Source organism: Ramlibacter pinisoli, from assembly GCF_009758015.1.
Classification (GTDB): domain Bacteria; phylum Pseudomonadota; class Gammaproteobacteria; order Burkholderiales; family Burkholderiaceae_C; genus Ramlibacter; species Ramlibacter pinisoli.
Genome location: NZ_WSEL01000003.1, coordinates 1,813,184 through 1,825,720, shown reverse-complemented (window position 1 = coordinate 1,825,720; position 12,537 = coordinate 1,813,184). Strand labels below are relative to the sequence as shown.

The window sequence follows — 12,537 nt, the reverse complement described above, 5'->3', positions numbered from 1 at the left end:
CGCGTCGACGTACTGGCCCTTGGTACTGGCGTTCGTTATCGGAGGTTTTTCGGGGGAGAAGTCGCCATTAGGCGAAGCGGGCCAATGGGCGCCGTTGCTTGTTCTCGCTGCTATTGCGATGTGGACGGTCACGCGCGGGGCTAGCTATCGCTTGGACGCAGCCAATAGGCAGGCGGTTGTGGTCGGGGTGGCAATTTGCGCTTCATCTATGATTGGAGCCTTTATCGCCTCCGATGAGGCGAGTGCGATTTACACGGTATTGATGTTATTGGTTTGGTTGGTGATTGCTCTCATGGGCGGGCGCATATCTTTAGATAGGATGTTGGCCTCGTTTGCGTTGGCTGCGATTATTCTGGTTTGGTCCTTCCTCGCCTTGAGCTATGATGACTTCTTGGTCAGATTGCAGCTTAGTGCGGTCGGTTTGGCGCCGGAGAGCCGTTACGGCGGGCCCTTTGAGATTCATCCGAATTTGCTTGGCCATATCATGGGCGCTAGTGCTGGGGTAATGTTCTGGTACGCGACCTCCGTATATGGCTTACGCAGATGGTTCACTATAGTCTCATGCGGGGTGGCGTTGGCTATGTGTTTGGCTGCGTCGTCCCGTGGAGGGTTAGTTGCCTCGACAGCGGCGGTGGGCGTTACATACCTATTGACGGCAATCGAAGATCGCCGACGGCGTACGCACGTCGTGATTGCGATTTTCGCTATCGCAGGAGCCGTCTTAATATTTGTGCCCGAAACGTTGGATGCGTTGTCGAATATGCTTGATCTGACGAGCAAAGACAGGGGCTTGGCTGATAGCGGTCTGTCAGGACGAACTGAATTATGGGATGCCGCCATTGCTAGATTTGGATCCATCTCCGCGCCAATTGTTTGGGGCGGAGGGTTTCGTAATCGGTGGCTCAACGAGAACATCGTTGACAACAGCTACATCGTCATTCTGATGGAAACCGGGGCAGTCGGACTAGTGCTATGGATAGGCCGTATTCTGCAGATACTGAAGCGGAGCATTAGCAGCATCTTTCGGGCCGCTCGCCCAGTCGATCTGGCGGTTACGTCTCACTTGCTGTTCTCGCTCGCGGAAGGCGTCGTCAATCGCCAGTTGCTTGCAATCGGCAACCCTGCTTCTCTGCTAACAATCATGATTGTTATCCTGTACGTACCAATCCGCGCCCGTTCAGACGAGGCCCGACCTATCGATTCGCAGTCGCGCTGATTAGTGGGCGAGGCAGTGTTCTAGCTGTCCTTAAATGATTTGCCCAATTGATGTGATCCACAATGGAGTGGCTCCGTGGGACATGCATCGCTGAGCGTCGGCGCATTCCCGGTAGGGCGCTGCAGGCCATTAAGGACCCGAAAGCGCTGTCGGCGGCTGGCTGAATCGGCCTCCGGTGCAGTCTTGTATCAATTAAGATGGGCCTGGTGGTCGGATTACCATCTCGGATCATGGAATTTCAATACCGACCTACTACAAAAAAGCCCCGCGACGCGGGGCTTTTTTTCTTGCTGAGAAGAGAGCAATCAGGTCCCAGAGACCGTCTTGACAGTTAGTTGCACCGTCGGAAGATTGATGGTTGAATTGCCCACTAGCACAGCAACAGTGCCGTCCGTGCGGACCAGAATGCTCTTCTTGCGCGGCGAAGCCTTAAAGCCGCCCAAGTCGAAGATGGCATCGACTGTTGCGGGGTCGCCGATTCTGGTTCCCGAACTCGTCACTTCTAGGTTGCAGGTTGTGATGGTGTAGGTCGTGCCAACCACCACGCCAGGAATGGTTGACGCCGTAATTGTGAATTTGCAAGAGCCGTAGCTCATAGCGCCAGTGGCGGTAACGCCACCCGCCGCACTGATGCTGAACGACTGAGAGTTGCCGCCGGTGTCCGTGATCGTGAGCGTTGCCGGGCCGGGGATGCTCATTCCGCCGGCATTGATACCCGACGCGAATACCAGTGGATCGCCGTTGAACGTTTGGGTTATGACAGCGCCCGTCGTCGCGTTGACGGCCATGGCCACGTTGCTACCTGCCACGGAGGTGGTAGTGCCACCGCCGCCACCGCCGCCGCACGCCGCGACAAATGCCACGGCCGTCAGGCTGGCCAACATCTTCGAAATCCTCTTCATGCCTCTTTCCCCGTCTGAGTGGTTACGTTGATGGGCTAGAGTACAGGAGCCGTTTCGAATCGTAAATAGGCCAGAGGGCCCAAGCGCGCATTTTTCGTACTGTTGTGTTTGCCCGGTAACATCCCCGCCTCCCATGCGCGCACCCAAACCCACCACCCTTGCCTTGGCGATCGGCATGACGACGCTGCCGGCTTGGGCGATCGACACCACTTTGACATCGGCAGGTTTCACGGGGCTCGGCATCACCCCTAACGCCCACCTGCTCGGATGGGGCCGTATGGAGGTAGGGTATGAAAACCAGCTACCGGGCAACGTGCGCCGCCCCGACGGACACAACGCAGTCCTAGGGTTCGGCCTGCTGCCGAATCTGGAGTTTGCAGGCCGTTTGGCCACGAACACGATCCACGACAACTGCTTCACGTCAGGCTGCGGTGCGCGTGACCTGTCGGCGTCAGCAAAGGCCGGCATCGGGCTGGATGTGGCCAACCGCTGGCGTGTCGCGCTCGGTGCGACGGATGTGGGAGGCTCTGTAACCTACTTCAGGACGTACTACGGCGTCTTGACGTTCAATGAAGGCCCGTTCGAGGCGAGTGCGGGTGGAGCTAAGCGCAGCGGAAACGGCGTGAATGGCTCGCAGGCTCCTTTGGATGGTCCGTTTGCAGCGCTGGCATGGCAGCCGATTCCACTGGTGCGAGGGCATGTGGAGTACACAGACGGCAACTCCTGGGCGGGCGTCCGACTCTTTGCCCCGAAGCAATGGATGCCGGACGGGTGGCTGCTGTCGGCTGGAGCCAACGTCCGCCTGAACAACAACACGCTGACTGAGCGGAGTTGGTGGTCCGCTTCGTTGTCGATCCCTCTCTACAAGACGCCCGGCCTTTCAGGGGCGCAGACGGCAGCGCTCCCGCCTCTTCGACCCGGCGAGCAGCCATTGCCGGCTTACGAGGCGCGGACCGTGCCCGCTCCGCAAGCATCCACGGCTGCGCCTGCATTGCCCCCGCCCGTGTCCTTGGCTCCCCCCGCTCATCCGACTCCCGCGCTGACGCAGACGGCGGCCAGCGACGATGAACTGCGCGCATTGGCCAATGCCTTGCAGGCCAAGGCCCTGGAGGACATCTGGGTGGGGCGCATGCCCGATGGCACCCTGGCCATCCGTGTGAACAACGGCAGCTATCAATGGAATTCGGCGGATGCCCTAGGCGTCGCGCTGGGGGTGATCGGCCGTTCCTTTAGCGAGCACAAGGCAGGCTTCCGCCTCGTGCTCACGCAGCGTCAAGTGCCTCTAGTGGCCGTCACCGGCCAGGCGGACTGCCTGCGCCAGTGGATCGAGCAGGCAACCAGCACGTGCACGGCGGGACAACTGAGTACACCAGGCACCCTACCGCTTGAGCCCTTGTATGAAGGGGCGGCATGGGTCGTCGAGCGACAGAAGCCTGCCTCCAAGACACTCCGACTTAGCGTGAGCCCGGTCCTGCGAACCAATTTTGGGACGGAGCTTGGCGCCTACGATTACTCGGTAGGTGTGAATGTGACGGCGCAATTGCCCTTGTGGGCAGGCGCTAGCGTCGAGTGGGGTCTGAATGCCCCGCTGGCCAATTCGAACGACTACGAACCGGGCGGTGTGTTTGCTGACCGCGCCGTGAAGGCCGGCACGGAGCGACTGACGCTGACCCAAGTTACTCGTGTGCCACTGGAGCGCTGGTTCTCGCCAAGCCAGAAGCTTGGTGCGATGCCTGGCGCGTTGACCGCGCAAGCAACCGTGGGGCGTATTGGCACCTTTTACGACGGCGTGGTTGGTGCGCTGCGCTGGGAACCAGGCGATGGCCGTCACCGGGTTTCTGGGCAAGCGGGGTATTTCCAGAACAATGACTCCCAGGGCGGCTTTGGTCCGTTGGGAAGCTTCCAGCATGGCGGCCCGGTGCTGGGCAGCTATCGCTTCAGCTTCTTGCCAACCCGGACCGACTTCGAAGGTACTGTCGGACAGTTCCTGAACAACGACCGCGGCTTCCAGCTCACCATGCGGCAGTGGTTCACCGACGTTGCTGTCGACGTTTTCTACAAGCGCACAACCTTCCCAGGCCAAAGCGCCGCGCAACTCGTGGGCGTGCAGTTGTCACTTCCCATCGGGCCGCGCCGCGACTGGCAACCGGCGCCGTACCTCCAAGTGGGGGGCACGCCGCGGTTCTCGCACTTGGTGGAAACCACCATCCGTGAGGGCGCCGGCAATCCTCTTCGATTGGGGCACGCCGTGCGTACACCAGCGCAGGATCTGAATGACTACTTCAACTCCGACCGTTCGGGATTGGCCTGGTTCGAAGACAACCTGCGCCGCGTTCGCGATGCAGCGCGTTGACGACAGGAGCGCAACTGAATGAGCACCTGTAGCCTGAAAACAGGAGAGGCATTGACGCAAGCCGGGTAAGTGGGAGGGTGTAAGCTAAAGTGAGTGGTTGCTGGTTGTAACAAAAATACGCAGAGGTCGTCGAGGATGTCTAGGGGCTTCAATGCCGCGCGCGGTTGGCGTGCGGCACTTCCTTTTTGGGGTGCACTGTTCTTGTCAGGCTGTGGGGTCTTTACTGCCCCCGGGTTCGACTATGCGGATCCAGGCACTCGCACGAGCATCACGCTTGGCCAATATGTCCCCGGCGATGTGATCAGCCCGCCACAGGGCGTCATCATCCCTATCAGCCCAGCTCTCGTGCAGGCGCAGCAATCCGCGAGGCCGCGGGAGGTATCTGCCGACGTACGTCGGTTGCTGGGTACGGCTAGGCCTTACACGATCGGGCCCAGCGATGTGCTTTACATCGTCGTGTATGACCATCCCGAACTCCTCCCCAACGCTGGCGCCGTCATCAGCCAGCAAGTTGACCCCACGGGGATAAGTCCTGCGCCTGGATTCACAGTGGGGGCTGATGGGCAGGTCTCGTATCCCTTTATTGGCCGAGTGCGAGTTGCTGGCCTTACGGAAATAGAAGCTCAGGACCTCATTCAACAGCGCCTGGCCCGGTTCATCAAGGAGCCGCAAGTCAGTGTACGGATCAACTCCTATCGAAGTCGCAGAGCCTATGTGGATGGTGAGGTGCGCTCACCCGGTTCTCAAGTGTTCACCGACTTACCGATGACTCTACCCGAGGCTATTAATCGTGCAGGCGGCATCACGCCGGTGGGAGATCGTTCGTTTATTACTCTTACCCGCGCCAACCAGACGAGCATCATCAACCTCATGCAACTGCAGGAACTCGGCATCAACCCGAACCAAATCCTGCTTGAAAGCGGCGACTTGGTGACCGTGCGGAGCCGGGACGACAGCAAGGTGTTTGTGATGGGCGAGATCGCCCGTCCGACGGCGTTGCAGATGCGGAATGGCCAATTGTCGCTCAACGAAGCGCTCGGCGAAGCCGGCGGCCCAAGTCTGAATACAGCCAACAGCAGTCAGATTTATGTGATTAGAAATGTGGAAGTTGGCAAGCCGCCAGCGGTCTTCCATCTCAACGCTAATAATCCCACAGCGCTCGCGTTGGCTGAAACGTTTTCGCTTCGGTCCCGGGACGTGGTCTACATCGATCCGGTGCCGCTGGTGAACTGGAATCGAATCATTTCCCTTATCCTGCCGTCCGCCCAAGCTGCGGCCGTGACGCGTACTACTCTAAATCCGTGAAGACCATTCTTGTCATTTGCGAGGGCAATATTTGCCGCAGCCCTATGGCAGAAGGCCTGCTCGCAAAGTGTCTGCCATCTATTCAGGTCCGAAGCGCCGGCCTTGGCGCCTTGATCGGCATGCCTGCTGATGTTTCGGCAGTACTCCTGATGCATGAGCTGGGCCTCGATATAACCCGACACCGTGCCACCCAGTTGAACCGACAGATGTGCCACGAGGCTGATCTCTTGCTGGTGATGGATGGGGAGCAACGCACACGCGTGGGGTCGCTTTATCCCCAAGTCCAGGGGAAATCGTTTCGGCTCGGCGAATACATAAAGCAGGACATCCCGGACCCATATCGAGCCCCTTTGTCAGAGTTTCGCAGAGTACTCAATCTGATCCAAGACGGCGTTGCCGAGTGGGTCCAAAGAATCCAGAAATTGTGAGGGCGCGTCTATGAATGCTCCGCTTCCGCTTCCGCTTCCGCTTCAGCAAAGCTTCGTTGGGAATTCCCCGGTTCCACAACCGATGAATAGTACCGAGGAGATCAATCTCCTGGAATATTGGGATATTATCCTAGACAGCCGCTGGTTGATAGCGGCCATCTCGGCCGCCGCAATCGGAATTGGCGTCGCCTACGCTCTGTTCGCGAACCCCGTGTATGAGTCTAATCTGCTGATACAGGTCGAAGATTCGCAGAGTTCCGCAAAAAGTTTTCTCGGGGAGGCCGCCAGTCTGTTCGACGTCAAGACACCGGCAACCGCTGAGATGGAAATCATTCGATCACGCATGGTGATTGGTCGAGCTGTGGACAGCACGTTGCTTTACATCACCGCAAGGCCCAAGCGGCCCCCGGTAATCGGCGAATGGTTGGCGCGTAACGCAAATAGCCTTTCGCAGCCAGGATTTTTCGGTGTTGGGGGGTGGGTAACAGGGACTGAACGGGTTGTGGTGAAAGTGTTTGACGTACCGGCCGCCTCAGAGAACACTCGCTTCACGCTGACTGCGCTTGGTGAAGGCCAATTCACCTTGTCTGGTGAGGGGATGAAGGCTCAACGAGGATCCGTTGGAGTACCCCTTGCGGTTCGCTTGGCAGAGAGCGATCTTCTCTTGAATGTGGCCGAATTGGAGGCAAAAGCCGGCGCAGAGTTTGAACTGATCCGGCATTCGCGTTTGGAAACCGTGGAGAGGCTCCAGCAGAACCTGAAGTTATCCGAGAAGGGGCGTCAATCAGGCGTGATTGACGCTACTCTGCAAGACACAAGCAGGACGAAGCTAACGACCATTCTTAATGCAATAGGGCAAGAGTACGTCCGCCAGAACGTAGAAAGGAAAGCGGCCGAAGCGCAAAAGACGCTGTCCTTTCTCGATGTTCAACTCCCGCAGTTTAAAAAACAGCTAGATCAGTCTGAAGAGGCGTACAACCGCTATCGGAATCAAAAAGGGACGGTGTCCCTTGACGAAGAAGCCAGGCTAATCTTAACGCAGAGCGTGGAACTCCAGGGAAAGCTGCTAGAGGCCCAGCAAAAGCGGCGCGAATTCGTGGCGCGTTTTACGCCTGAGCACCCGCAGGTTAAAACGCTCGATGATCAGATCGCTGCTTGGAGTCGTGAAATCGCCACGTTAAATTCGCGAGTCAAGGGCTTGCCTTCCGTCCAGCAGGAGGCTGTGCGTCTTGAGCGCGACGTAAAGGTGAACAATGAGCTGTATCAGCAGTTGCGCAACAATGCGCTCCAAATGCAGCTGATTCGAGAGGGGAAAATCGGAAACGTCCGCCTTATAGATCCCGCTATTGCTCCCATCGAACCTGTCCGGCCTCGTAAATCGCTAACGGTCGGCATTGCGGCGTTGGTCGGCTTGCTGGGGGGCATCCTATTGGCACTCGCGCGAGCTTCGTTTTTCCGCGGAGTGCGCAGCCCGCAGGAGGTGGAAGCTGAGACGGGATTGAGCGTGTACAGCACTGTGCCACTGAGCGATGCGCAACAGCAGATGGCCCGACTCGCCGCCGCTAAGGCTCCTGGCCTGCACGTCTTGGCGCACGCTGCACCGCAGGACATCGCGGTGGAGGCACTTCGCAGCCTGCGCACAGCCTTGCAATTTGCGATGCTGGAGTCAAACAACAATCGTGTGCTCATTACGGGGGGGACGCCTGGCGTGGGGAAGAGCTTTGTCTCCGTCAATTTTTCGGCTGTCCTTGCCAGCGCGGGCAAACGAGTACTGTTGATCGACGCTGACCTACGCAAAGGCCACCTGAATCAATATTTTGGGATTCCCCGGGATGGCGGACTGTCGGAATTGATGGCTGGTCAGATATCAAGTGATCAGGCGATCCGACACGGGATTCTTCCGCAGTTCGACTTCCTGCCTACGGGCGCGCTTCCACCAAATCCAGCGGAGTTGGTTGGAAGCGCGGCTTTTGCTGCCCTGCTCGAGAAATTGTCCGCGCAGTACGATCTCGTCGTTATCGATAGTGCGCCCGTTCTTGTTGCGGCCGATACATTGTCAATTGCGGCGCATGCCGGCACGCTACTTCTTGTTGCACGTGCGGAGTTGACAACCATCGGCGACCTGCATGAGAGCGCGCGCCGGCTCGCCCATTCGGGCAAGGCAGCCAACGGAGTGTTGTTCAACGCTCTCGATGTCTCGCGGCGGCACTATGGCAAATACGGCTACAAGTATGGCGGCTATAGTTATGTCGGTTATCGCTACGGCTCCAAGCAGTACGCATACAACCGAGATTCCGCTTCCTAATTAGCACTGGTCAGAGACCTTTCGATCGAAGCGCGCAGAGAGAGTTCGACTTAACGTGCGCATCCTCATTCACGGTATCAATTTCGCGCCTGAACTCACCGGCATTGGCAAGTACACCGGGGAAATGGCCGCTTGGCTTGCGGCACAGGGCCACAACGTTCGCGTCGTCACTGCGCCTCCGTATTACCCGGAGTGGAAGGTACGCCAGACGTACAGCGGTTGGCGTTGGCGCACTGAATCTGGCGCCGCCCTGCAGATATGGCGTTGCCCGTTGTGGGTGCCGCAGCGTGCAGGCGGCCTGAAGCGAATCGTCCATCTCCTGAGCTTCGCCCTGACCAGCCTGCCGGTGATGGCACGCCAGTGGATCTGGCGCCCACACGTGGTGTGGGTCGCAGAGCCCGCACTCGCGTGCGCTCCGGCAACAGCCTTGCTGGCGGCTCTTGCCGGCGGCAAGTCATGGCTGCACGTGCAGGACTTTGAGGTCGATGCCGCCTTCAGCATGGGTTTGCTGAAGGGCGGTCGTCTCAAGAGGATGGCTCTCGTGATGGAGCGTTGGTTGATGCGCCGCTTCGACCGCGTGTCCACTATCTCAGGTCGCATGATGGATCTTGCGGCGAGCAAGGGCTTGGCGTCGGATCGGCTCGTCTTTTTCCCCAATTGGGTCGACATCTCGCTGATCCAGCCGCAGAAGTCCAGCAGCTATCGCGAGGAGCTTGGTATCGCGGCAGATACCGTCGTTGCCCTCTACTCCGGGAACATGGGTAACAAGCAGGGACTCGAGATCCTGTCAGATGTCGCACGGATTCTGCGCAACAACGCCAGCATCACCTTCGTGTTTTGCGGCGACGGCACGGGCAAGCCCGATCTCGTTCAGCGCTGTGAAGGCCTGCCCAACGTGCGCTTTCTGCCGCTGCAACCCTTGCGCCGTCTCAGTGACTTGTTGGCGCTGGCCGACCTGCATCTGCTCCCTCAGCGTGCGGATGCGGCCGATCTTGTCATGCCCTCCAAGCTCGGGGGCATGGTCGCCAGTGCGCGGCCAGTGGTGGTGACGGCCGCTGCAGAGACCGAGCTGGCAGACGTGGTGGAGCGGCGCGCCAAGTGCGGGCTGGTTGTTGCGCCGGAAGACGCGCAAGCCTTTGCTGGTGCTGTCCTGCAACTCGCGGGCGACCCGAGCACTCGCGCTGTCATGGGCGCCAATGGGCGGGCATTCGCCGAGCGTGAACTCGATCGAGATGCTGTGCTCAAGACTTTCGAGTCGGAGTTGGAATCCCTGGTCGGCGAAGCCCGGGCGAAGTCGTTCTCGAGCTAAGCGGCACTGCGAACTTGCCAGCTACGGCTTGAAGTACGAGGCCACATCTCCCAGGTCGTCCGCCCCCAGCAACCCCGCCGCATGCCGCAGCCGCGTGTGGGCCAGCAAGTAGCTGTAGCGCGCCAGCGCGAGATCGCGCTCGGTCTCGAACAACAGGCGCTGCGCATTGAGCACGTCCAGGCTGGTACGTTGCCCGCCGCGCACGCTGCGGATGGTGGCTTCCACCGCCGACGCGGCCGATCGCTGCGCACTGGCGGCCGCATCGATCCGGGCCAGGCTGCTCAGGTTCAGGTTGTATTGCTTACGCAGTTCCACTTCGACTTGCGTCACCTTGGCGTCCAGGTCGGCCTGTGCCTTGGCGTGGTTGGCCACCGCCTGCGCCGTGCTGGCGTCGATGGCGCCGCCGGAATAGATCGGAACCGTGAGCTGCACGCCGATGTTGACGACGTTGGCGAGTTGGTTGATCGTGTTCGTGGTGTCCGATTGGTTCCGGTAAGCCGTCGCCAGCAGGTCCATCCGCGGCAGGTAGCCAGCCCTGGCCTTGTTGACTTCTTCGACCGCGATGTCAACGATCCGTCGCTGGGTCTGCAGCTCCGGGCTGTTGACGATCGCCAGTTCCCGCCATTCATTGAACGAGGCAGGCTGCATCGGCCGCGGGCGGAAGTCGCGCACCAGCGGGTCGAGCTGCTCCGCCGGACGCCCGATGATGGCTGCCAGCTCCTGCCGCGCCTGCGCCAGCAGGTCGGTCGCTTCGATGAGCTGGGCTTCCGCGCCGTCCAGGCGAGCCTGCGCCTCCAGGACTTCCGTCACCGTGCCTTCGCCGCGCTCGCGCAGGCGCTGGGCCGACGCGCGTGCTTCGAAATAGGCCTCGCGCTGTGCGCGCACCTGGCGCAGCTGGTCGTCGGCGTGGTGCGCTTCGACAAAGGCAGCCACCACGCGGACGATGATTTCCTGCGACCGCTGCGCGAACACGGCTTCACCGGCCTGCGATTGCGCCGCACCCTGGCGGTCCTTGGCCCGGCCTTCCGGGTAGAAGACGGGCTGCCTCACCTGCAACTGGCCTGCGATGCTGGTGTAGCTGGGCTTGGTCGTGACGGGGCCTGCGATGGTGGCGGTCTCGATGTCCGCGTGATTGCGCAGGCGCGTGTAGCTGGCCGAGACCTGTGGCAGAAGGTTCGAGCGGCCCAGGGCGCGGTACTGCTGCGAGGCTTCGTACTCGTGTCGTGCCGCGCGGTACACGGGATCGTTGACGACGGCGGCCTCATAGGCTTCCATCAACCCCAGGGCGTGTGCGCTGGTCCCCAGGGAAAGCGCGAGCGCCACCAGCGCCCGCACCGACGACGTGGCAGTGAAGCGGGCGCGCACGCTCACTCTTCCCGCATGGCCATGTGGAAATGGTCGATCAGCGGCTTGAGCATGTAATTCATCAACGTGCGTTCTCCGGTCTTGACGAAAAGATCCACCGGCATGCCGGGGCGGATGTTCAGGGCCGAGATCATCTGGCGGCCCTCGGGCGCCACCTTGGCCTTGACGTTGTAGTACGGCTGGCCGGTCTTGTCGTCCACCATCCGGTCGGCCGACACATGGGTGATCAGGCCGGGGATCTGGGGTGTGACGTTCTGGTTGAAGGCCGAGAAGATAAGGTTCACCGGCAGGTCGGGGCGCACCTTGTCCACCAAATGCACAGGCAATTGGCCGTCCACCACCAGCGGGTCATCGGCGGGCACGATGTCCATCATCTTCTGCCCCGGGGGCACCACGCCGCCGTTGGTGAAAATGTTCATGCCCACCACGGTGCCGTCGACCGGTGCCCGCACCACGACGTTCTGCAGGTCATGGTCCAGCGCGGTGAGCTTGTTGCCCAGACCGTCGGCTTCGCGCTGGGCATCGGCCAGCTGGGAGCGCACGTCCTTCTGGTATTCCTGCAGGCGCTGCAGCCGGCGCAATTTCAGCTCGGCGACTTGCCGCTCGCCCTTGGCGATGCTGCTCGTGTCTTCGGCGATGGCCGTCAGTAGCTGCGAGTGGCTGCGCTCCAGCTCCAGCAGGCGGTTGCGGGCGACGTAGCCTCCGGCCGCCAGGTCGCGCATGCCGTCCACCTGCTCGCGCAGGAACTGCAACTGCTGCTTCTTACCTTCGCGTGAATCGACCAATCCCCGGTTCTGCTGCAGGACGCCGGCGATGTTCTCGTCGAACGCCGCCAGTTCGCTGACAAGCGCGGCTTGCCGTGAGCTGAACAGTTGGCGTTGCAGTTGCAAGTTCGCGTCGGCACGCGGATCGGTCCGAAGGGCTTCGAGTTCCGCCGGGAACACGATGCTGCGCGCGCCGTCGCGCTCGGCCAGCAAGCGGGCCTCGGCCGCGCGCGCCGCCAGGTACTGCACGCGCAGGGAGTCGGCATTCGCCTTGGGCAGTACGGCGACCATTCGCACCAGCGGGTCCCCGGCTTTGACCGCGTCGCCTTCCTTGACCAGGATGGTTTCGACCGTGCCGCCATTGAGGTGCTGAACGGCCTTGCGGTTGGTGGCGACGGTGACGGTGCCGCTCAGGGGCACACCCTTGTCCAGCGGCGCCAGCGCCGCCCAGGCCAGGAACACACCGAACGCGAGCAGCAGGATCCACCAACCCCATTCCGCCGGTGCTTCGGCATCCGTGGAGGCGCCGGCGATATCGGGCGGCGGCATCAGGCCACCGGTCTGCAGGGCAAGCTGGTTCGAGCTCATTG

Annotated in this window: 9 protein-coding genes; 6 read left to right on the top strand and 3 right to left on the bottom strand. The window is 60.7% G+C overall.

Annotated features, from left to right (window positions below; all coding sequences use genetic code 11):
* Nucleotides 1-19 precede the first annotated feature (19 nt).
* A complete protein-coding gene (locus GON04_RS10000; protein ID WP_157397745.1) occupies nucleotides 20-1,216 on the top strand; it encodes an O-antigen ligase family protein in 1,197 nt (398 codons plus the stop codon).
* Nucleotides 1,217-1,521: 305 nt separating this feature from the next.
* Here GON04_RS10000 and GON04_RS09995 read toward each other — a convergent pair whose 3' ends face one another.
* Nucleotides 1,522-2,100 carry a hypothetical protein gene (locus tag GON04_RS09995; RefSeq protein WP_157397744.1) on the bottom strand — a complete coding sequence of 193 codons (579 nt, stop codon included), beginning with the start codon at nucleotides 2,098-2,100 and terminating at the stop codon, nucleotides 1,522-1,524.
* A 151-nt stretch (nucleotides 2,101-2,251) separates the two neighbouring features.
* On the opposite strand from GON04_RS09995, the gene GON04_RS09990 reads away from it, so the two are divergent.
* The 5 genes from GON04_RS09990 to GON04_RS09970 all read left to right on the top strand — a co-directional run bounded on the left by GON04_RS09990 (nucleotide 2,252) and on the right by GON04_RS09970 (nucleotide 9,818).
* On the top strand, nucleotides 2,252-4,471 hold the full coding sequence (locus GON04_RS09990; RefSeq protein WP_157397743.1) for a YjbH domain-containing protein: 2,220 nt from the start codon (nucleotides 2,252-2,254) through the stop codon (nucleotides 4,469-4,471).
* 267 nt (nucleotides 4,472-4,738) lie between these two features.
* Nucleotides 4,739-5,776, top strand: a complete 1,038-nt coding sequence (locus tag GON04_RS09985; protein WP_338050959.1) for a polysaccharide biosynthesis/export family protein — start codon at nucleotides 4,739-4,741, stop codon at nucleotides 5,774-5,776.
* Nucleotides 5,773-6,204: an arsenate reductase/protein-tyrosine-phosphatase family protein gene (locus tag GON04_RS09980; RefSeq protein ID WP_181653977.1), complete on the top strand. Its 432-nt coding sequence runs from the start codon at nucleotides 5,773-5,775 to the stop codon at nucleotides 6,202-6,204. The genes GON04_RS09985 and GON04_RS09980 overlap by 4 nt, the downstream gene beginning before the upstream one ends.
* 82 nt (nucleotides 6,205-6,286) lie before the next feature.
* Nucleotides 6,287-8,509, top strand: a complete 2,223-nt coding sequence (locus GON04_RS09975) for a polysaccharide biosynthesis tyrosine autokinase (RefSeq protein ID WP_232532967.1) — start codon at nucleotides 6,287-6,289, stop codon at nucleotides 8,507-8,509.
* 55 nt (nucleotides 8,510-8,564) lie between these two features.
* Nucleotides 8,565-9,818: a WcaI family glycosyltransferase gene (locus GON04_RS09970; RefSeq protein ID WP_181653976.1), complete on the top strand. Its 1,254-nt coding sequence runs from the start codon at nucleotides 8,565-8,567 to the stop codon at nucleotides 9,816-9,818.
* Between the two features lie 21 nt (nucleotides 9,819-9,839).
* Here the strand turns inward: GON04_RS09970 and GON04_RS09965 are convergent, their stop codons facing one another.
* Nucleotides 9,840-11,183 carry a TolC family outer membrane protein gene (locus GON04_RS09965; protein WP_157397740.1) on the bottom strand — a complete coding sequence of 448 codons (1,344 nt, stop codon included), beginning with the start codon at nucleotides 11,181-11,183 and terminating at the stop codon, nucleotides 9,840-9,842.
* A 2-nt stretch (nucleotides 11,184-11,185) separates the two neighbouring features.
* Complete coding sequence (locus GON04_RS09960) at nucleotides 11,186-12,535, bottom strand: HlyD family type I secretion periplasmic adaptor subunit (RefSeq protein ID WP_157397739.1); 1,350 nt, start codon at nucleotides 12,533-12,535, stop codon at nucleotides 11,186-11,188.
* Nucleotides 12,536-12,537 lie beyond the last annotated feature (2 nt).